Origin of the sequence: Microcoleus sp. B3-D7, from assembly GCF_036705305.1 — a bacterium.
Taxonomy (GTDB): Bacteria; Cyanobacteriota; Cyanobacteriia; order Cyanobacteriales; family Microcoleaceae; genus Microcoleus.
In genome coordinates this window covers 94,100-115,213 of record NZ_JAUBUE010000017.1, presented here as the reverse complement: position 1 = coordinate 115,213, position 21,114 = coordinate 94,100, and the positions used below count along the sequence as shown (strand labels likewise).

Annotated in this window: 20 protein-coding genes; 10 read left to right on the top strand and 10 right to left on the bottom strand. The window is 46.2% G+C overall.

Features of this window, described 5'->3' with window-relative positions; translation table 11 throughout:
- The first annotated feature begins 91 nt into the window (after window positions 1-91).
- The gene (locus QUB25_RS14425; RefSeq protein ID WP_333183862.1) at window positions 92-3,031 is read left to right on the top strand and encodes an ATP-binding protein; all 2,940 of its coding nucleotides are present in this window, start codon (window positions 92-94) and stop codon (window positions 3,029-3,031) included.
- A 187-nt stretch (window positions 3,032-3,218) separates the two neighbouring features.
- Here the strand turns inward: QUB25_RS14425 and QUB25_RS14420 are convergent, their stop codons facing one another.
- Window positions 3,219-4,454, bottom strand: a complete 1,236-nt coding sequence (locus QUB25_RS14420; RefSeq protein ID WP_445251948.1) for a metal ABC transporter substrate-binding protein — start codon at window positions 4,452-4,454, stop codon at window positions 3,219-3,221.
- A 102-nt stretch (window positions 4,455-4,556) separates the two neighbouring features.
- On the opposite strand from QUB25_RS14420, the gene QUB25_RS14415 reads away from it, so the two are divergent.
- The 3 genes from QUB25_RS14415 (at window position 4,557) to QUB25_RS14405 (ending at window position 7,151) form a co-directional block, all read left to right on the top strand.
- On the top strand, window positions 4,557-5,366 hold the full coding sequence (locus tag QUB25_RS14415; protein WP_333183861.1) for a metal ABC transporter ATP-binding protein: 810 nt from the start codon (window positions 4,557-4,559) through the stop codon (window positions 5,364-5,366).
- Window positions 5,367-5,506: 140 nt separating this feature from the next.
- Entirely contained in the window at window positions 5,507-6,403 is an 897-nt protein-coding gene (locus QUB25_RS14410) for a metal ABC transporter permease (protein ID WP_333183860.1), read from the top strand.
- A gap of 289 nt (window positions 6,404-6,692) precedes the next feature.
- The gene (locus tag QUB25_RS14405) at window positions 6,693-7,151 is read left to right on the top strand and encodes a peroxiredoxin (RefSeq protein ID WP_333134665.1); all 459 of its coding nucleotides are present in this window, start codon (window positions 6,693-6,695) and stop codon (window positions 7,149-7,151) included.
- Between the two features lie 106 nt (window positions 7,152-7,257).
- On the opposite strand, the gene QUB25_RS14400 is transcribed toward QUB25_RS14405, so the two are convergent.
- Window positions 7,258-7,569 carry a hypothetical protein gene (locus tag QUB25_RS14400; protein ID WP_333183859.1) on the bottom strand — a complete coding sequence of 104 codons (312 nt, stop codon included), beginning with the start codon at window positions 7,567-7,569 and terminating at the stop codon, window positions 7,258-7,260.
- Between the two features lie 165 nt (window positions 7,570-7,734).
- Window positions 7,735-8,388 carry a ribosome hibernation-promoting factor, HPF/YfiA family gene (hpf, locus tag QUB25_RS14395; RefSeq protein ID WP_190663308.1) on the bottom strand — a complete coding sequence of 218 codons (654 nt, stop codon included), beginning with the start codon at window positions 8,386-8,388 and terminating at the stop codon, window positions 7,735-7,737.
- 151 nt (window positions 8,389-8,539) lie between these two features.
- Here hpf and lipB point away from each other — a divergent pair, with 151 nt between their 5' ends.
- On the top strand, window positions 8,540-9,217 hold the full coding sequence (gene lipB / locus QUB25_RS14390; RefSeq protein ID WP_333183858.1) for a lipoyl(octanoyl) transferase LipB: 678 nt from the start codon (window positions 8,540-8,542) through the stop codon (window positions 9,215-9,217).
- Between the two features lie 45 nt (window positions 9,218-9,262).
- Here lipB and QUB25_RS14385 read toward each other — a convergent pair whose 3' ends face one another.
- A complete protein-coding gene (locus QUB25_RS14385) occupies window positions 9,263-9,484 on the bottom strand; it encodes a helix-turn-helix transcriptional regulator (RefSeq protein WP_333036292.1) in 222 nt (73 codons plus the stop codon).
- A gap of 222 nt (window positions 9,485-9,706) precedes the next feature.
- Between QUB25_RS14385 and QUB25_RS14380 the strand changes: the two genes are divergently transcribed.
- Together QUB25_RS14380 and QUB25_RS14375 are read left to right on the top strand one after the other, a co-directional pair.
- A complete protein-coding gene (locus QUB25_RS14380) occupies window positions 9,707-9,940 on the top strand; it encodes a hypothetical protein (RefSeq protein WP_333183857.1) in 234 nt (77 codons plus the stop codon).
- A 363-nt stretch (window positions 9,941-10,303) separates the two neighbouring features.
- Window positions 10,304-10,651 (top strand): hypothetical protein, encoded by a 348-nt coding sequence (locus QUB25_RS14375; protein ID WP_333036295.1) that lies wholly within the window; start codon window positions 10,304-10,306, stop codon window positions 10,649-10,651.
- A 187-nt stretch (window positions 10,652-10,838) separates the two neighbouring features.
- On the opposite strand, the gene QUB25_RS14370 is transcribed toward QUB25_RS14375, so the two are convergent.
- Window positions 10,839-11,396: a single-stranded DNA-binding protein gene (locus QUB25_RS14370; RefSeq protein WP_333036297.1), complete on the bottom strand. Its 558-nt coding sequence runs from the start codon at window positions 11,394-11,396 to the stop codon at window positions 10,839-10,841.
- Between the two features lie 185 nt (window positions 11,397-11,581).
- The gene (locus QUB25_RS14365) at window positions 11,582-14,125 is read right to left on the bottom strand and encodes a mannose-1-phosphate guanyltransferase (RefSeq protein ID WP_333063692.1); all 2,544 of its coding nucleotides are present in this window, start codon (window positions 14,123-14,125) and stop codon (window positions 11,582-11,584) included.
- 562 nt (window positions 14,126-14,687) lie between these two features.
- On the opposite strand from QUB25_RS14365, the gene QUB25_RS14360 reads away from it, so the two are divergent.
- Together QUB25_RS14360 and QUB25_RS14355 are read left to right on the top strand one after the other, a co-directional pair.
- Window positions 14,688-14,885, top strand: coding sequence for a hypothetical protein (locus tag QUB25_RS14360; protein ID WP_006633481.1), 198 nt, complete (start codon window positions 14,688-14,690; stop codon window positions 14,883-14,885).
- A 7-nt stretch (window positions 14,886-14,892) separates the two neighbouring features.
- Window positions 14,893-15,630, top strand: a complete 738-nt coding sequence (locus QUB25_RS14355) for a class I SAM-dependent methyltransferase (RefSeq protein ID WP_333036301.1) — start codon at window positions 14,893-14,895, stop codon at window positions 15,628-15,630.
- A gap of 246 nt (window positions 15,631-15,876) precedes the next feature.
- Here QUB25_RS14355 and QUB25_RS14350 read toward each other — a convergent pair whose 3' ends face one another.
- Together QUB25_RS14350 and QUB25_RS14345 are read right to left on the bottom strand one after the other, a co-directional pair.
- Window positions 15,877-17,610 carry a hypothetical protein gene (locus QUB25_RS14350; protein ID WP_333063693.1) on the bottom strand — a complete coding sequence of 578 codons (1,734 nt, stop codon included), beginning with the start codon at window positions 17,608-17,610 and terminating at the stop codon, window positions 15,877-15,879.
- 586 nt (window positions 17,611-18,196) lie between these two features.
- Entirely contained in the window at window positions 18,197-18,676 is a 480-nt protein-coding gene (locus tag QUB25_RS14345) for an NUDIX domain-containing protein (protein WP_333036304.1), read from the bottom strand.
- Between the two features lie 152 nt (window positions 18,677-18,828).
- On the opposite strand from QUB25_RS14345, the gene QUB25_RS14340 reads away from it, so the two are divergent.
- Window positions 18,829-19,530: an alpha/beta fold hydrolase gene (locus QUB25_RS14340; protein ID WP_333183856.1), complete on the top strand. Its 702-nt coding sequence runs from the start codon at window positions 18,829-18,831 to the stop codon at window positions 19,528-19,530.
- A gap of 495 nt (window positions 19,531-20,025) precedes the next feature.
- Here QUB25_RS14340 and QUB25_RS14335 read toward each other — a convergent pair whose 3' ends face one another.
- Entirely contained in the window at window positions 20,026-20,370 is a 345-nt protein-coding gene (locus tag QUB25_RS14335; protein WP_333036310.1) for a hypothetical protein, read from the bottom strand.
- Window positions 20,371-20,437: 67 nt separating this feature from the next.
- A complete protein-coding gene (locus QUB25_RS14330; protein ID WP_333183855.1) occupies window positions 20,438-21,019 on the bottom strand; it encodes an RNA polymerase subunit sigma-24 in 582 nt (193 codons plus the stop codon).
- Between the last annotated feature and the right edge of the window lie 95 nt (window positions 21,020-21,114).

Sequence of the window (21,114 nt, the reverse complement as noted above, 5' to 3'; positions counted from 1 at the left end):
GATGGAAATCCATGAGCTTAGCCTCTAGCATAAAGTTCCTATATTATACAGTTTCCACCGCCAACCCAGAAGAGCCGAGTTTTCTCAAGGTTTGAAGAGTTATTTTACTGCGTTTAAGTATGATGATAAGGAGAGTGCTAAGTTAATTCAAGCTGGCGGTTACGCTTATAGTTTTTATGAATTTCTCCGAAAAACGGAGATACTTGCTGATGATTCGTCAGTAATATTTAATGCGGTGGGATATACCGATCGCGGAATTAGCGCGATGTCAGTCCGTCCTGAAAATTTAGATGTTTTGAAAACTTGTTACCTGATTTACAAGCATGATTCGAGTCCTGAAGAAATCGTCGATGCCCGCAAGGAAGTTTTAAAGAAAATCAAGCGGAGTGCTTGTCACAGTTTCGATCGCGGCAAAAAGTTTGTTGATGATATATTAGCAATGTCGGCAGATAAAATCAATGTTGTACGTCACACAGAGCGACTTGAAGGTTTTTTTAACTCGGTGGGAATTGTGCCGGATGAATTGATGCAGCAGTTAGGATTGAGTGAAACTTTGAATTTGCGGAATGCTCACGCTAAACTCATTGAAAAAGCTTTAGAATCTGCCGCTAGTTATGTCTTTTTGACTGGAAATCCGGGTATTGGCAAAACAACTGCGATCGCCAAGTTTCTCACAGATCATGTAAACGATGGATTTCTCTTCTTTTATGTCAGTCCCAGAAAACAGGTAAATCTAGATATTATCAACAATTTTAAAAAACCTGGTACTGACGATTTATGCGATGACAGAATATTAGCAATTAATACCTATAGCGATTTAATTAAAGATAGTGGCCATAAATATACTGTCCAGTATCTCTCGAATCAGCAGCAGGGAGAATTTCCATTACAGGTTGTGAATTTTCAAGATAGCCGACAAACTAAGCGTCAAAATAGGCGATCGAACCGACTCAAGAGACAAACAGAAAATGTAATTGAAGATACTGGAGTTACAACTAAGGGCGTACTTAATAGCATTTGTGAAGCTATTTCTACCCTGATTGATACTAAACATTCCAACCATATTGTCGCTACTGTTTCCATCCACTCTTTAAAGAAAACCGATGCAGGCGACACATTAAAACATTTTGATAAAATTTTTAGGAATGCTTACATAAAAAACGAAAATAAGGTTCTTTCTGCTCGTATGAAAGATATCTCCATTCGCATCAAGCATTTGTTTATCATGATCGATGAAATTACAGGAGATGAGGGAGGAGTAGAATTTTTAAATGGCATCAACGATATCCTAAATAAGTATGAATTGAGAGAAAAATCGGCGCACGGATTTAACACAAAGGTGATTGTTGCAGATGCTTCTATCGTGGACCAGGCTGTAATCAGCCAACACTTAAGCGATACCTCTGCTGAACCGGACAAAATCTATTTTCGGAAAGCTAAAAATCCAGGTTTGCCTCTGTCAGTTGAGCATTTTAAGTTTCAAGGTACAGACGCGACTGTTATCAATACTAATTCGTATCCTGCCAAAAGTTTAAGCATTACATACAAAGTTTTCATTGAATCTTGCAAATTTAGTGAAGATGCTGTGCTAGATCGAGAGACAGATTTGATAAACAAAGTACAAGAGGAAATTTTAGAGGATATAGAAGCTCTCTTAAAACGCTCCGATGTTGAACAAGTGATCGTCTATATTCAGGATAAACAAAGATTGGGTGATTTGATAGACAAGATTAGAGAGCATCGAGGTGAGTTTCAGATAGGAACGGAGTATATAGAAATACACGCTAATATTGGTGACGAGGAAAAAGATTTAATCCAAAAATGCAAAGAAGATGTGAAAGTAGTATTTATGACTGCTTCAGGTAGTCGTGGGCTATCTTTTCCCAAGGCTAAACACATTCTAGTTGAAATTCCTAGGTTTGAAATAGAGAAAAACCTGATGGAAGTGATTCAGGTAATTTATCGGGGTCGCGGAAAGGATGAGATTGATAATCAGGACAAAGAATTAATTTTCTATTTGGGCGATCGCTCAGTGTATTTTGAAGATAACAAAGAGATATCTATACAGGAAAGTAAACTGAGTCTTTTAAATATCCTGTTGATTTTGAAAGCATCTATATTGACGCGAATTTATGGTGGCGGGCAAATTGACCAAGATAAATTTATCATCATACCCATCGGTGGCAAGTCTGTGTTAGCTGCTGGTGAAACATTCTCATCCCAAATGAAAAAGTTAATCGACCAGTTGAAGAGCGAACACAGGAAGAACAGGAGCGATCGGCGCTTACCACAAGTGTATAAGAGTCTAGAAGATTTGCTGGGTCAAGCTGATTTTGCATTGAGAGAAAATGTTGAATCTACTGGTAAGTCCCAGACTTCGTATCTTGCACAGCGCGAGTTTTTTAACAATCAGTTTTCCCAGTTAGTAAGTGAAGGTTTCGAGAATTTATTGAGCCTTAACAACCTCGAACTCGGCTACATGAGTGGCGGTTTGTTAGTTGTGCCTATTGCATCGAAAACTTTGGAGGAAACCTACATGATGCCTCTGGTAAAAATATTCAACAATGCTAACAGTGAACTTTGGCATAATATGCAGGTCATTAGCCATAGTAGTTGCTATCCCGAGAGTTTGCAATTTGCGATTCAAGATGCTATGGAGTTAGTTAAACAACTGACCAAATCTGTTGAAAAAACACAAAGATTTGAGCAAAGCAGCCAGCGTAATGACCAGTATTATGCCTTGCCATTGTTTGCGTTTATTGCTGGTGAAGTATTGAGCGAATATTTTGCCAGCAACCCGGAAGAACCGAAATACCAAAATTTCCGAGATATCTTGGCTGCATATGTCCGGGCACTATATCCCGTTGGTAATGTTCTGCCTATAGGAGATAACTATCAAAATTTTCCATTTATTGTCTTTAGAAGTTACAGTTTAGAGCAGATGAGAGAAAAGATTTTCACAGATAAATATCTTTTAAGTTCCAACGAATTGAACGTGCTCAATTTAATTTTGTCGAAGCAGGTAAACTAGACCTCTTGCATTCCCAAGCTTTCATTTCCTTCAAGAATCTGCGTTTATCTGTGTTTATCTGCCTTAAATCTGCGGTTTCTGTATCAATCAAAGACTTATGCAATGCAAGCCTACTGAAACTTGTAGGCTGCGTCAGCTAGCTGTCACCCCGCAGAGAAAATAAAACTCTTCCGGGGCACCATACTTGCTACTTGCTAACTTCAAACGGCGTGTATTTCCCCCCCAAAGCTTCGACGATAGCGCGAGTATTAGCCGACATCATTTTCACATAAGAATCGCCATCGCTTCCCGCCGCCCCAATCGAATCCGAATAAAGTTGCTGCGCCGCCAATTTCACCCCTGCTTCCTCCGCCACTGTTTTAATCAGTTGCGGGTTAATTGTAGTCTCCGCAAAAATAGCAGGAACTCCCGCAGCTTTCACCGATTCTACTAACTTTTGCACCGTTTGAGCGCTTGGCTGTTCCTCCGTACTAATCCCGATTAAACTTCCAGCACTTCCCAATCCGTAGGCGCGGCTGTAATATTGAAAAGCATCGTGAGTTGTTACTAATTCGCGCTTATTTTCGGGGATTGTTTTAATCTCTTGTTCGATCCAACTATCCAAACGTTTTAACTCTTCAGTAAGTTTCACAGCATTCTGTGTAAACTTCTCCCGATCTTCCGGCGACAGGTCTATTAGCGCATCCCGAATCGCTTCTACCATTTGAACTACATTTTCCACATTTCCCCAAACGTGCGGATCGGGTACGGTATTGCCTTCTTTATTCAGTAGCAAAGGCTTGACAACTTCCCCCACTGCTAATTTCCGCGCCTTAATTCCGGCGGCATTCATCATCCTAATTAATCCCGGTTCCAAATTGTAACCGTTATACAAAATTAAGTTAGCTTGTTCTAAAGCTTGAGAATCTTTTGGCACCGGTTCGTAAACGTGAGGATCGGTTCCCGGCTGCAAAATTCCTGTTAGCTGAACTTCGCCTCCCGCTACTCGACCGGTCAAATCCTCAATAATTGTGCTGGTAGCAACTACCTTGGGTTTAGCATCTGCCTCTGGAGAGAGGCGATCGCCCTGGGTTGAAGCACAACTAAATAAACCCACAGTCAAAATGCCGCAAGCAATAGTTCTAATCCAAAATGCCTTGGACTTGTCCCATCCAGGGGCGGCGGTTTCAATCCCCGACTCACCGCTAAACTCTCCTTTATCGGATTGCTTCACAATTGCCGTCGGTTTTAACTCACATCTTGCACCATTCTCAATAACCCTTGTCTGGGCGGGCATCTTGCCCACCCCACAGGAAGACTCACTCTTTGTGGAACAGGCATCTTGCCTGTTATTGAGAAGGGTGGAAGATATCAGTTTTAACCGATTTGAGATTTTCGCCGCCAAACCTATGGTTTGAGGGGTTTCGAGCTGGCACTGTCGCATTATCTACCTCTCCTGCGTTCCAGATTATTCCTATTTACCGATGATTTCATATTCTTTTCATTTTTACAGTAAACTTAATAAAAAGGAGATAGACTCACCCCCATGAATACCGCCGCATTGCCCAACGAGAATCCTTGGTCTAAAATGGTTTGCGACCTCAAAGACAGCGCTACCGACACTGAAATTATCGCTGTTAAGCACTTAGCAGTAAACTACCGCACGGTAGAGGCACTCCGAGATATCAATCTTTCCGTCAAACCGGGAAGGCTGACGGGTATTATTGGCCCCAATGGTGCCGGCAAAAGCACGCTGATCAAAGCAATGTTGGGCTTAATTCCGGCAGCTCGCGGCACTGTTACCTGGGGCCAAGAAGCGATCGCCGATCGACTCGAAACAGTAGCCTACGTGCCCCAGCGATCGCAAATTGACTGGAACTATCCCGCCACCGTTTGGGATGTCGTGATGATGGGAAGAGTCAGAAAAGCCGGATGGTTTCGCCGCTTTTCGGCAGCTAGTCGCCGCACCGCTGCCGATGCCTTAGAAAGAGTAGGCATGAGTGCTTACAAAGACAGACCGATCGGACAACTTTCCGGCGGACAGCAACAGCGAGTATTTCTAGCGAGAGCATTAGCCCAAGAAGCCGCTATTTTCTGCTTTGACGAGCCGTTTGTCGGCGTTGACCAAAAAACTCAAAATATCATTTTTGAGATCTTCCACCAACTAGCAAATGCCGGAAAAATCGTCTTAGTAGTCAACCACGACTTAGGCGAATCAATCACTAATTTTGACGATTTAATTTTGCTAAATACAGAATTGATTGCCGCTGGTTCCCGCCAAGAAGTGCTAACCCAAGAAAACCTTTACCGCGCCTACGGCGGACAAGTAATGTTTTTTGCCGGACAAGCCGCTTAATTAGCTAACAGTCATTAATCTACGAGTTACGGTTGTGAAGCCAGTTTCTTGGGTAATATTGGGTTTGGCAACGATCAATCTCCCATTAAACCCGGTTGCTTTGGTTGTTAGTCATTAGTTAACTGTGATGTTATAATTTTATGCTACAAACCTTAATTGAGCCGTTGCAGTATGGATTCATGCAGCGATCGCTCGTAATTGCCATTCTCGTCGGCATCGTCTGCGCGATCGTCGGCAGCTACCTAATGGTACAGCGGCTGGCCTTGCTCGGAGACGCTATCAGCCACTCGGTTTTGCCCGGATTGGCGATCGCATTTATCCTCGGAGCAAATATTTTTATCGGCGCGTTCATTGCCGGAGTTTTGAGTACAGTAATCATAGCTTGGATCAAAGCTCGATCCACAATCAAAGAAGACGCGGCAATGGGCATCGTATTTTCAGCCTTCTTCGCCCTCGGTATCACCCTAATTACGATCGTCCAAAAAGACAACAAAATCGACCTCAACCACTTTCTTTTCGGCAACATCCTGGGCGTGACTGTCGAAGATGCGATCGACACAGCCGTCATTGTCGCCGTAGTCTTATTAGTTGTAGTAGTCTTTTATAAAGAACTGCTATTTTACACCTTCGACCCATTAGGAGCGCAAGCAACAGGTTTGCCAGTAAACCTGCTCAACTTCGGACTGATGGTACTCATCGCCCTCACCATAGTTGCCAGCCTCAAAGCAGTTGGCGTAGTGCTAGTCTTGTCCCTATTAATTACACCTGCAAGTACGGCCTATCTCCTAGTCAATCGCCTGCATCAAGTAATGATTTTAGGCGCAATAATCGGAGTTATTTCCAGCATTAGCGGAATGTATCTCAGCTACTTTTATAACTTGCCATCCGGGCCCGCAATAGTTTTAGTTGCATCGGGATTCTTTGTGCTATCATTGCTGTTCAGTCCCACTCAAGGAATCCTCACCCAGCCCCGCACACACTCCGGCCAAATTCCTCCAATCTGGCGGGAATTAAAAAATTTAACTAAAGGCCGATAACAACTAACTTTGTGGTAACGCTTCAGCGCCGCCCCTGCCATTGTTAATCAGAATCTTCGTTAATTCCCGTGGATGTGCGGTTCAAAAAAGCCTCTCGAATTAATCCGCGTAACTGCGAATCGTCGGAAGCATCTCGATTTGGTAACAATGGTTTTTTCTAGGAGTGCGAGAAAGGAAAAATCGGAGGCTGTCGAATTGGGCGATCGCAACTACGAACGATTGCTCAAAAAAACTGTACAATAACAAAAGTTAAATTTTAACCCAAACAGAGCTACTCAGTTAAAAAAACATGACAGTCAAAGTAGGAGACACCGCACCCGATTTTACCTTACCATCTCAAACTGGCACATCAGTCAGCCTCAAAGATTTTAAAGGTAAAAAAAACGTCATAGTCTACTTTTACCCCAAAGACGACACACCCGGATGCACCACCCAAGCTTGCGCTTTTCGAGATAGCTACGAAGTCTTCAAAGACGCAGGTGCAGAAGTCATAGGAATTAGCGAAGATTCGCAGCAGTCTCACCAGCAATTTTCTGCCAAATATCAGTTACCTTTTACTTTGTTGAGTGATACAGGGAATAAAGTTCGGCAATTATACGGAGTTCCAGCTACCCTGTGGATTATGCCCGGTAGAGTAACTTATGTCATTGACAAAGAAGGCGTTGTCAAGCATATTTTTGACTCCATGTTAGACTTCAAAGCACACGTTGCAGAAGCACTCAAAGCTTTAGAAACCATCAAAATTTAGATGGATTTGCTTAAATATATTGTTGGTAATGAGGACGAAAGTCGTCATGCCTCATTTTATAAAAAACCCAGAAAAAACTAAATTTATGACTGCGAACTAACGGTTGTTAGTGAGGAAGAAAGTTCTGAGAGTAGAGATTTTCCTCTATCAAAACTTTAAAATCTTGAATAGAGGGGGTTCTGGCAGCAAATTGACTCGGCTGAGTGTACTGATTCACCAGTTCGACAATCGAGATATTGGGGAAAGTAGGACTAACATCAGACTCAATATATTGTTCGGTTTGCAAGACGTTGATTTGTAGCCCTCGCCGTGCGTATGGCCCAAGTTCGGGCACTCCTAGAATGTGACAATTATCGAACTGCGTGCCAGAGGTGAGAGCAATTTTTCTAGCTAAATCTGGGGGCGGATCAACACTCATCCATTTTCTGTTGAAAATATCCGCAAAGTCCTTACTACGAATCATTATTTTAAAAAACCAAGAAAGGACTAAAGTCCTTACTAAAAACTCGTGGTTCGTAGTAAGGACTTTAGTCCTTTTTTGCTAACGACTTGCAGCCATTAACAATTAGCAGTCAGCAATTATCTAGCTTTTCGCAACACTCGATTTTTCAGATGTAGCGCTTTCGGCAGTTTTGCCATTTTTGCTATTACCGTTACCGTTGCTGTGGCGGGGTTGGATAACTCCATAGCCGCTGTGACTCTTGCGTTCGTAGAGTACGTTAATTTCGCCTGTTTCCGCATTACGAAACATATAGAAATCGTGATCGATAATCTGCAATTGTTCCAAAGCTTCTTGCACCGTCATTGGAGGCATAGCAAAATACTTAGTCCGTACAACCTCAGCAGGAAGTTCGGGAGTTCGATCGCCAATCAGATCCGCTACTACAGGATGTTCCTCAACTACCGTAACCGTTTTGGCACTACTCTGGGTCTTATTGTCGTGGCGTTTTTCCTTAAATTTCCGCAGTTGACGAGCTATCTTGTCGGCAACCAAATCTATGCTGGCATACAGGCTTTCCGTGCTTTCCTCAGCCCGAATCACGCTGCCGTTAGCATAAATTGTCACCTCAGCAGTCTGCTTAGGATTGATCCTGGGGTTACGAGCCACCGATAGATGTATGTCCACTTCCGTCGTCAAAGTTTGAAAATGGCTAACTGCCTTTTCCACCTTTTGATTGACGTACTCGCGAATCGCATCGGTGATTTCTATATTTTTACCCTGGATAACAAGCTTCATAGAGCTCCCTCCCTTCTGTAACTTGGGTATATTTTATACAGTAGCACTATGTATTCTGGAAAACACTTATCTTCCAAATCTTTTATTATATGTTGACAATTCTTGATTTAAGCTGGGCCAATATTCCGTAAAAATACTATTGATTTTTTGCATGGTTTCTCCTCTCATCCCTCAACAACTAAATGCACAACCCTGCTTAGTCCTCGATTGGGGACTTGTGCCCTACTCCCAAGCTTGGGAAATCCAGCAAAAACTCGTGCAAGAACGTCGGGTAAATCCAGATTTGCCAGATGTGCTGATTTTGGTGGAACATCCGCCGGTATACACTTTGGGACAGGGCGCGAAGTTGGAATTTCTGAAATTTGACAGCGAAACTCAGCCGGAATTGCACCGAGTTGAGCGGGGCGGCGAGGTGACTTACCACTGTCCGGGACAATTGGTGGGCTATCCGATTTTAAATTTGCGGCGCCACCAGCCTGATTTGCACTGGTATTTGCGGCAGTTGGAGGAAGTGCTGTTGGGGGTGCTGGAAGTTTTGGGGTTGAAGGGTTCGCGGGTTCCCGGTATGACTGGGGTTTGGGTAGATGCGTGCAAGGTAGGTGCGATCGGCATTAAAGTCAGCCGCTGGATTACGATGCACGGTTTTGCCTTAAATGTTTGTCCGGATCTGGCTGGTTTTGGGCAAATTGTACCTTGCGGGATTCCCGATCGACCTGTTGGCAGTTTAGAGCAGTTTATCCCCGGAATTGAGGTCGATCGAGTGCGATCGATCCTTGTCGCTGAGTTTGCTCGCGTTTTTGCAGTGGAAATTGTGCGATCAAATCTGTAGGGTGCGTCGCTGTCAACCTTACTGCTAACGATCGCAGTCGGTTTTTTAAGTGCGATCGGAATTTTCCTCCTCATACACCATTAAATCTCCCGGTTGGCAGTTTAGTGCTTTGCACAGAGCATTGAGAGTCGATTCGTCAATTCTCGTGAGGCGACGGCGGGTTTTGAGTCGAGAAAAGGAAGTTGGGTGCATTCCTATCAAAGCAGCCAACTCCTTATTGCTGATGTTGCGCTCGGCCATCACAACTGCTAATTTCCAACGGATCACTGGTGATTCTCAACTACTGGGCACGACTTTGCAAGCTGATGTTACCATCCCGCAACCTTCACTCTCCTTTAATTAACCGGTACGGGTATTTTTTTGAGTTTGGCAGTTGACTAACTTGGAAGAATGACCTATACTCAGAATGTACAAACGGAAAAGCGATCGCCCCTTTGGCTCGAAAACTCAAGGGCGATCGCTATCCGACTATTTGTGTAGTTAAAACTTATGATATCAGAGCCAAAGTCAGTTCCCGAACTCCTGCGCGAAGAAATTCCCGACGCACCCATCGGAAAGCAACCGATCCGATTGTTGATTTGCGGGATTCCCAAAGGAGTGGAAAGCATCATCAATCTGCTGCACGTTTTGGGTTTTGCAGAAGTTGGTGAATGGAGTCCGCCTTTACCGTCCCCTCTAGCAGGTGAAGTAATGCGGATTTTAACCAGTTACTGGAAAGAATAATCTTTAAGGGCGATCGCCCTTTCTTGAGTGAAGTGCGATCGCTCTTAAATTATCAGAAACATCAGGCTTGATTCTCCACCCAATCAATTAAAAACTCCAGACTAAGGATGCTCAATATCGAATCGAATTAACGCGGCGGTGTTTGCGAGACTTGGGGGTATTATAGAATAGAAAATTTTAACGGTCTGTACTTAGTGACTCAATAATTGAGAGTAATTGGTGTATAATGCGCGCTCCCGGGCTTCTATAACCTCAGACAGAAGCAAGACCGATGCAGAAATACGTCCTAAGAGTTTTGCGATCGCCCCTAGCGTCAGGTAAGATTCTTGTTAATTATTGCGCTCAGTTCAGGAGAAAAAATTTATGCCAGATATGTCCGGTCAAGACCCCTCGGAAATTAAAATGGCGACGGTTGATGAAGAAGAAAAAGGCGCAACGTTTAGCGGTACGGTCATCCTTGCTATCGATGCCGAGGAGGGTGGGGAAGTCGTTTTCTTCAGAGACTTTTTGATTGAACATTATAAAGGCGAACTTACCGCTTATCTGGCAACAGATGGCAATATAACGAAAAGTATTGATTTAGGCGAACTTAAGCACAAGAGCGGCAGCTTTAAGCTGCCAATTCCGCTGGGGACGGATACATCACCCTACAATACAGTCGTGCTGCGCGACGAAAAAAGCAAGAAAAAAGTTGTGACAATCGAGCTGTAAAATTTGCAATTTAGATCGTAGTTGGGCCAAAGTCGTTAGCGCAGCCCTCGAAGAGGATCGCCGTTTTTTTCCTCAAGTACGCGCGTGCGAAGCTATCCCGTAGGGAATCGCCCTTAAATTAAGGTGCGTCACTTTCGATCGAACGCCGAAGTTTTGCGATCGCTCGTAAAGTGATGCACCCTAATTTTTAAAAGGGAATCGGATCGTAATCAGGATTTTCCGGTTCGTTAGACGAACCCGACGGGCGATCGGACTCAGAATTAGAAGACTGATGCGAGTTCCAATCCGAACTAGACGTGCGGTTAGCGCCACCTGGAGCGGTGTTAGAACTGCGGTTCCGCGAGCCTAAAGGAACTACATTGCTCGGCACATTAGCCGGGGCGCTGTCGCGAATTTGAGCAGGTTCCGGGGCGGTTCTAGTTGGGGGAGCCGAACTCATGGCATCGGCGCCGACACTGTAAATCCTTTGAGCTGTCAGTTCAGCGCGCTTTTCTTTAATACCATCTCTTTCGATCGTATTCATGCTCAACCGCCCCTCAATAATCACGCGATCGCCCTCGTGATATTTCTCGTGAATTTCTTGAGCAAAATTTCCCCATCCTATCACTTTCAAATGTTCGGGCGGATCTTCAGGTTTTGGGCCGGGAAACTGCACCAACATCTCAGCGATTTGAAGTTGATTGTCAGGAGTATAACGGAGTTGCGGTTGTTGAATTATTTCCGCCATCAAAATGCAGCTATTCATCTGTTATCTGTGCGTAATTGGGAATTGGATGTTGAAGGAAGAAAGAAGAAGGAAGAAGGAAAAAATAGCTATCCGTGTACCGATGACTTGTGCGTCTTGCTTTTGGGAATTGCCAATTGCAAATTTGTAATTGGTGATTACTGATTTTTCTGGGCTATTCGCTATTAGTTGTCACCGATTACGCATTACACGTTACCAAATTTATCTTGGAGAACCGCCGCCTCGGCTTGACTGACAAAATCGTGAACGAGGGCGCGGTACTCCTTCAACGTTTCAGATACCCAATCTCGATCCTCACTGTTGGCGAAGATATGAACGGTCGGTTCACTAGCATCGGGTAAAACTAATACCCAATTGTCGTCGCTGTAGTTAAAAATCTTCACTCCATCTAATAATTCTAGACGATCGGGCGAATGAGTTTCTACTAAATGTCGCATCAGCGAACCCTTGATAGTCCAAGGACAGCGGACGCTGTAACTGCGGTGGGTGATGCGGGGAAGTTCCGCCTTGATCTGTCCGAGCGATCGCTCCTGAATCGTCATCATTTCTATCACTTTAGCAATGCAGAACATTCCGTCAAATCCGGGATGCAACTGCGGGAAAATAAAACCCATAAGGCCGCTGCCGCCCAAAACCACATTCGGGTTCCTGTTAGCGGCTTCCATCAAAGCAGTTGGGTTCGCCTTCGTGCGGATTACCTGGCTTTGATAGCGTCGGGCGATCGCCTCCACCGCAGAAGACGCGTGCACCGGCACTACTACTGTACCTTTGGGATGAGAAGTCAGCATCAAATTTACCATCAACGCCGTCAGCATTTCCCCACGAATCGCTATCCCAGACTCATCTACCAAAATGAGCTGTTCGCCGTTAGCCGATACCTGCACTCCAAAATTAGCGCTGAGTGCTTTCACCACCCGGCCGAGTTGGTCAAGCAAATATTCCCGTTCCCCGTTGCTGAGAGAAGTCTGCTTGAGACTGGCATTGAGTACCACCGCATCGCAACCGAACTTGGCAAGCATTTGGGGCAAAATTGCTCCAGAAACCGCGTAAACGTAATCGATTACCACCTTAGTATTGCTGTAGCGTATTGCCTCAACATTCATCTGGCGCTCAAAAATGCGGTTGTAAACATCGAGAGCTTGGTTAAAGTACGTCATCTCTCCAATTTCGGGAATTAGAGCTCGCCGCAAATCTTCCTTAAAATAAGCCCCCTCGATTTTTTTCTCAGCTCCTTTAGTAATATTGATGCCTTTGATATCGAAGAATTCAATTAAAATGTGGTCGGAGCGATCGGGCGAAATGCGAACATGAATGCCGCCGGCAATTGATATCGTAGACGAAACCGTGCGCGCGATCGGAATTGCCGTCGATTCCAAATTGATCACATTAATTCCCACCGACATCAAACCCGCAATCAAAGACCTCGAAACCATCCGCGAAATGCTCCGCTGGTCGCGAGAAACCGATACCGAAGTCCCGGGTTTCAAAGTCGAGCCATAAGCTGCGCCCAATTTCACTGCAAATTCCGGGGTAACATCCACATTTGCCAGTCCTTGAACGCCACGCTGACCGAACAAATTCCGCTTAGCTTGTTCTCCCCAAATTAAATTTTGATTTAACAGAGCACCGGATTCAATATTTTTGCTCGGCCAGACGCGCACGCTTGGCCCCACTTGTGCTTCTTCTCCCACGATGGACATTGAACCGACGACAGCACCTTCGAGGACGTGAGCGCGCCTGTCTACGCGGGTACTCCGGCAAATCACGCAGGCCCTAAGATGAGCGTCTTCACCGACAATTGCTCCGTTCCAGACGATGGGACGTTTGAGGTTGGCGTCGGCCCCGACTGTCACGTTATCTCCGATCACTGTACCGGCATCGATTTTAACTCGGGCTCCAATTCGGCAATTGTTGCCGATCATGGCCGGTACTTCGATGATCGCGCTATCGTCAATAAAAGTATTCTGACCTACCCAAATTCCCGATCGAACTTCGTTGTAGTAGCTCAAATCCAGTTTGACCTTTCCCCGCAGCGCGTCGTACTGAGATTCCCGGTAAACATCTAGCTGGCCGACATCGCACCAGTAACCCTCGGCGATGTAGCCGTACATCGGCTCATTTTTTTCCAGTAGCAGGGGAAACAAGTCTTTCGAGAAGTCGCACTCCTGATTTACCGGCAGGTAATCCAAGACTTCGGGTTCTAAAATATAAATGCCGGTATTGATAGTATCGGAGAAAATTTCGCTGCTAGAAGGCTTTTCCAGAAAGCGGCTGATGCGGTAATTTTCCTCGGTAATCACGACCCCGAATTCCATCGGGTTGGGAACGCGAGTTAAAATTAACGTGGCTTTGGATTGTTTGCTGCGGTGAAATTTGATCGCTGCCGTTAAGTCGAAATCTGTGATGCTGTCGCCGCTGATGACCAGAAAAGTGCGATCGAGCAGTTCAGCAATATTTTTGACGCAGCCAGCCGTACCCAGCGGTTGGTCTTCCTCCACAGCGTAAGTCATTTGAACGCCAAACTCTGTCCCGTCAGTAAAATATTCGCGCATGACATCGGGAAGGTAGTGCAGCGTCGCAATAATTTCCGTGATCTGATGCCTTTTTAGCAAATTAATAATGTGTTCTGCGATCGGGCGATTAAGAATCGGCACCATCGGTTTGGGCAAATCGCACGTCAGGGGTCTGAGCCTCGTTCCCGATCCCCCAGCCATCAGCACTGCACGCATAAAATCCTCCTTGCTTAGAAAGCTCTCTACCGCTATTGTCCGCTAGAAAAAGTTTGCCTGCTGTAATTCGTCGGCCACCAGCAATCAGTTCTTACTTAAATATCTTCGAGTAGTCACACGTCTGGGAAATCCCGTTCGGCCTGGCCGTCCCCCAACAGCAACCGATTTCAACCGAATTAGAACTTGCGGCATCGCACCAATCCCCCGGTCGAGCTCGGATTTGTAGGGGATGTTGGGTAATACCAGTTCAAAAAAAGAATGCAACTGTAGGCCCGTGCTCGAAACCCTTCTGTCATCAGTCATTCCCAATTCTTTAATTCTTCAATCGTATAAGTCCTCAGAATGCTCGACTTTTGACAGAAGTGCCTTCTTGCTTGCTCGGTGAAAGCTATTTCGGGGGTGTTATTTTTAAGTTTGTGGCAAGCGAGGATTTTGAAGTCTCTTTCTGAAGGTGGAATTACTACAGCTATCACTGCGCCTTGGCGTCTGATAAATGATAGATTAAGGGTAGCGCTTTGACTAGCTGACCCAAAATCCTATCCATTGCTTAGGGGTTTTTTAAATGAGTACGTTAATTAGCTTGGCATTGCTGATCGCTTACGGTGGCGGTATTTGGAAATTTTGGAATGGTTTCGATCGCACTAACTTCGACAGAAGTTTTACAAATCGCCTGAAGCTCTCGCTGCTCTGGCCCGCGTTAATTTTTAATAAGCCTTACCGCCAAAACTTTACAAAAGCTCTCAAAGCTTCTAAAAGGTAATTCAAGAATGTCTAAAAAGTCCGATCGCCCAGTAGCGGGTCAGGAGCAGACTTGGTTTGCTAAAGGAAAATCAGATAGCTGGCAAGTTTTACTGTCGCAAGTCGCTTCTCGATTCGATCGCGAATACCGGGGAGAAGCTTTCGCTTTACCCGAAGAAGTCGAAGCAATGCCGATTTTCCTGGAATCAGTCGCAGGAACTCTCCAAGAAAAAACAGTTTCTCCCTTCTGGAAAATTGCCAAACCTCAAAAAAATCAGCGCTGTTTAGACATTGGCTGCGGAGTCAGCTTTCTCATCTACCCTTGGCGGGATTGGGAAGCATATTTTTACGGTCAAGAAATCAGCAGCGCAGCGCGAGACGCCTTAAACGCTCGCGGCCCTCAGCTCAATTCTAAGCTGTTTAAAGGCGTAGAATGGGCTCCCGCCCACCAGTTAAATTACGAGGAGGCTCAGTTCGATTTATGCCTCGCTACAGGCTTTAGCTGTTACTATCCCATAGACTATTGGAGTATTGTGATGGGAGAAGTAAAGCGGGTACTAAAACCGGGCGGTCATTTTGTTTTTGATGTCCTCAACCCCGATGCTCCTCTAGCAGAAGATTGGGCAATTTTGGAAACTTATCGAGCCGGCGAAGTATTTTTAGAGACAATTGAAGATTGGGAAAAAATGATTAAAGCTGCGGGCGCTAAGGTAGTAAAAAAGCAAAGCGGCGACTTATTTCAAATGTATAAAGTTCAATACAATTGAGAGGTTAATGGGAATAGGTAATTAGCTTTGCAGTCACAAATTCAATCGTCCAAAACCTGGTCGGGGGGACGAAAAACAACTTCATTCTTAGTGGATAAAGTAGGGTGCGTCAGCAAGGAGAAATTAGTTTGAGAAGCAACACATATTCAAGCTGACGCACGCTACTAACTACTAACTCACAATAGTCAAGCAAGCAGATTGGATATTACCCATTCCCCTACCGGATTGCCAATTACCGATGCCCAATTAATTTTCGGTAGCTGCAGGAGATGGCGCTGCTTCCGGCGAGGGCGACACTTCCGGGGCAGGAGATGGCGACACTTCGGCTGCAGGAGATGGCGCTGCTTCCGGCGAGGGCGACACTTCCGGGGCAGGAGATGGTGCAGCTTCGGGCTGCGGGGACTCTTCGGCTGCAGGAGATGGCGCTGCTTCCGGCTGCGGGGACTCTTCGGCTGCAGGAGATGGCGCTGCTTCCGGCTGCGGGGACTCTTCGGCGGGTTGCGGTTGAGGAGAAGGCGACTGTTCGGCGGCTGGTTTTTGTTCAGGCGAGGGCGACGGTTTAGCTGCAGGCTTGGGTGCCGACGGCGACGGTTGGGCCCCTGGCTGCGGTTTGTTCGACGGGGCCGGCGGCTTCTCAAACTGCGGTTTCACTTCAGTAGGCGCTGGAGATGGCGGCTGGCCTGTTGGTCTGCTGGGCGCTGTCGGGGCGGGCGCTGGCTGCTGCTGGCCTGGTGGGTTGGGCCTGGTTGGGGTGACAGGAATGCCACTGCAAACTTTTTCGTCGTACTTAAAATCTACAGCCAGTTGGTAAAGCTTGTGCGTGCTGGCTGGTGGAAATGTTAGAGATTCAATACCAGCTATAGCTGCCTTGTCAAGAATCGGATAACCCGTCGCCACAATCATTTTAGGCTTGGCCCGGAGCGACCCTTGGGGTTGGACAACAGCTCCAAATAGTGCTCTTCCTTCGAGTTTGTCCGAGCAAGCTGCTACCGGATAAGCAACATTATTCACGGAAAAAGTCTGCCCCACCGGGAGCAAGTCAGGATAACTTCGAAAGAAGTCGTTAAACAAGGCAAGATATTCATCTCGAATCTTCTTGGCCATAGTTTCTGGATTGCCCCGTAAGTTTGAGTCCGGTTGTCCCGGAGCGGGTCTATTGTTCGGATCGAATGGTTGGCTAGGCCCTATTCCTGGACCAGTTGCTATCATTGGATTCTTTAGCTGAAGAGATTTGCCTGGTAACTTTAGTGATCGAGCGGTTCCAGAATTCGTTTCACCTGCGTAAGGAGGGCTAGCGATATCATTTGGATCTGAAAGATCGGGTATATTGCGTTGAGCTATGATTCTTTGGAGTGCTTCCGGGTCATATGGATCAAGTCCTGAAAATGGGGGTGGTTCCGTCAGTGGCGGCGATGGTGGCGGCGGCGGAATATTGCGATCAAAATTATCAGGTAAGGGTGGGAAAAGGAAACCGCTGGGAGGTACGGGTGGGACGAAAGTGGGTATTGGCTGGGAGGGGGCTCTGACTGTTGGGGATGGAGTTTTGGGAGGTGGCGGGGCTGTTGGGGCCGTTAACGGCGGGAGAGAGGGATAAGGCAGAGGGGAAAAGAATCCAGGAGGCGGCATTCCCGGCGGCATGGCGGGCAAGTTGATGGTATCCGGTGCGGGGGGCAAGGGCGGGGCTAACTTTGGCCCGGGTCGAAGGGGAACTGGTGCGATCGAAAATGGCGTAAATCGCGTATTAGACGCGCGCGGTGGTATGGTTTGTGGCAGCCGGCCGGCTTCTGCGGGAGTTAGTTCTACCAAGCCGACAGAACCGGGGATATTTTTTGAGGAATTTCCACCATAAAGTATGCTTGAGAGCGTCGGGGCACTTACTCCGAGCACTCCGTGAAGGCTGACAGAAGCTAGGGCTGCCCACCAAAAAGGCTGGCGCAGCGGTTCGGAAAGGGTGTTGGCTAGGGAGGAAGAGTCAGTCATGACTATGGGGAATGGGGAATTGGTAATTGGTAATTGAGAATTGATAATTGGGAATTGGAAGTTAATAGTTATTAATTGATATTTTTTTTGAGTGATTTTAAAAGTTGCTCTTGGAGAATTCAAAGGTATAATTTTAGCACGGTCGGTATCGAAATTGCCCGATCGACTTTTATTGAGATTTGGCGACCCTCACATCAAGCACTCAAGCCTAGAAACCCGGTTTTTTGCCTGGTTCCACGCTTGTATAGCAACCGCAAATAGGGTGAGGACGTTGTTAATTGCTGAAACCATTGTTTTTCTTGCCTAATCCCTTTGGCCGAATCCTATACGCGGTTTCTCAGTTATTGTTGAGAATGGTGAGTGGGGCGTCAGGCCGGCCGGACTGGGGCGATGGAAAAAACAGACTGCGCCGTTGCTATACCGTCTTTTTTCGGGTTCAGGGGCCTAATTATTTCATTACACACGATCAAGCGAACGGATCGATCGGCGTTTCCAATTCGGTTACGAGATCAAAAAACTCAAAACTGATCGAGTTGGTGCGCGTTGTACGCGGAGGCTGTGGCGGCAATCTCAAAAGCCCCTTGATTCACCAGCGATAGCGGTAATTTTTAAAAGGAGCTCCCTCGATGGTGAGCAAGTCGATGGGGTAAATTGGAGCGCCGCTTGCCATATATTGAAACATTTCTCGAACTTCCTCTCCCCGTAGAGACAACTGGTCTAATTCCTTGAGAGAATACCAGCCCGCGCACAAAGTATGCTCATCCGGCTTACTCTTAGGCGGCGTCTTATCTTGGGGACGAGCCACAAAAATGACTCGGAGGCGCACATTGCCCTTAGGCATCACTGTGTGTTCTACCCGGAGAATTCCCTCAACGATGATGGAAATGCCCGCTTCCTCAAGGGTATTACGCATAGCAGCTTCGAGCAAAGTCTCCCCTTTTTCCACTCGCCCTGCTGGGAGATACCACTGCTGCTCGTACTTGCGCTCTTGTACCAGTAGAAAACGGTCTTCTAAGTGAACGACAACTAGGGTAAAATACCATGTTTGAATCGGCTCGCGAGCCATAGAAGTAGATATTCCCTAAGCAAAAGGTTTAACGAGCGGCAGATATTAGCAATTCAAAGGATGCTTCAGCAAGCGTCTTTGAACTTGAAAAACAGATCGTAGCACTCCGGCCGCAAAATCTAAAATCTAAAATCTAAAATTTAAAATTGACAATGCCATTACCAACCGTGATTTTACCAGGATATTTTGCTGCTGCTTCCGACTATCGCGAATTAGAAAAGTCTCTGCTCGATCGAGGTTTCCCAACAGTAACAGTGCCTCTGGGCAAGGGAGATTGGTTGCCAACTTTTGGCGGGCGGTCGATGGTGCCAATTTTGCGACAGCTCGATCGCACAGTCAAACAAATGTTACAGCAATACGGCGTTCCCCAGATCAATCTCGTCGGTCATTCCGCTGGCGGCTGGATTTCTCGCATCTATTTGGGCGAAAAGCCTTACACGATTCACGGCGACGTGCTTGAGGACGCGGGTTTGTGGGAAGCTCACCCTTATGTGAATACTTTAATCACTTTAGGCACGCCGCACGTCTCTCAAGAGCGCTGGACGCGCAAAAATCTAGATTTTGTCAAAATTCACTATCCGGGGGCTTTTCACCCGCAGGTGCGCTACGTGTGCGCTGCTGGGAAGGCTGTTTTTGGCAAGCGCGGTTTAGGAACTTGGCTGGCGTATAAAAGTTACGAGTTGACTGTGGGGAAGGGCGAAACTTGGGGAGATGGAATTACGCCGGTGGAAGCTGCTGTTTTGGACGGGGCCGAAAATCTGGTGTTGGAGGGAGTTTGGCATTCGCCTCGTTCTCCGGGCAAGTGGTACGGTTCGCCGGAGGTTTTGCCGGCTTGGATGGGGTATTTGTGTTAGAAATGAACCCCGAAGACGCGAAGGAAGAAGCAGAAGGTTTAAGGGAAAAATTTAGTTAGATATTTATATGAGGAGCGAGTTTAGTGCGGCATAACTCGCCCCCCCCGATGCTATGTTTACTTAAATTTTTATGGCTAACTGAATAGATAAAAAAATATTTTATGTGGTTTTATCGGTAAGATTCAGAAGTCGCGGCGAACAACACAATCAAATTAGAGGTTGGCTGGGGTGGAATTGGGCGACAATGGTACTGTGCGCTTGGACGCAGATAACAAATTTCAGCCGGATGCTTTGTGGAGAATTGATGCGGGAAGTCGATAGCAAATTAGGGATGATGATTATGTGCGATCAGTATCCGTGCAATCAGCGCACTTTGAAATGGTGGAAATGGATAAGATAGTAAGTAGACAAAGAGGTTGGGTGACACCCACGTCAACCCAACCTACAAAAAAAGGCGATCGCAGTAATGGAGAGCAGCAATCACACTTATTCCTTTTATACTAGGCGGACATATTCACGTAGTTGGGAACGTAGACCTTGAGTAATCATTGGAAAATTATTGATTTCTTGAATTATAGAACTCTCAGATCTGCCACTCTCCTTAAGCTTCTGAACTACAGCCTTTGCTAGAGTCTCAACCCCAACCTTTGCAATCATGCTTGAAACGCCTGCAATCAGGGTGAGAGCAACTGCGCCACCAATCATGCCAAAAGGACCACCTAAAAAAGCTAACGATGTTGTAATTGCTACGGCTCCTGCATAAGAAGAGGTTGCAACAAGCCCAACTAAGACTAAACCAGCAACTCCTAGACCAGCTAACTTATTGACTATCTCATCCATCTTAATTAAGTGCTCCGCTAAACTTCAGATTAATTAGACCTTCAAAGTCAAACTGAACTAACTATCTTTACCCTTTACCTCCAAAAAGTTTATATATTCCGTATCCAACAGCAGCAGCCGCAGCAACAGGTGCAGCAGCAACTATGGCAGTACCAGCGATCGCACCTCCCCCGACAACGCCACCGATACCAGCAAGGGTACCCATAATTGCAGCACCAGAGGCACCGCCAGCTACCGTTACAGCACCAGCACCAGCTATACCGGCAACAACCCCAACGTTTGTAGCTGTTCTTGCCGCTGCACGAGCCTCATTCTCTTCCTGAGACAAGTTCGATTGCTCTTTGAACAAAGTTTCATTCATTATTTTTGCCCCAAGATAAGCTGGGCCTGCTGCTAATACCGCAGGAGCAAGCGCCATGCCTCCACCAACCACACCACCTGCTGCAGCTAGACCAGAAGTAATTCCTGCTCCTGAAGTTGCTGCAACAGTCAACCCTGTTGCAGCACTGGCAGCCGCACCTACCGCAGCACCAGTTTCTGCAACCGCTTTCACTGTTTTGACTGTATTTCCATTAATTCCCATAGTTTTTTCTACAACATTTTCTACCACTTCTTCACCTGCTTTACTGGCAAAATCTTCCCAATTCATAAATCAATTTATCCTTTTAATACTTGTTCCATTATCCTTAATGAATTCAACGTTTGTCTAGCCCAAAAAAGTTCTATTTTGCCGCCAAGTCTCCC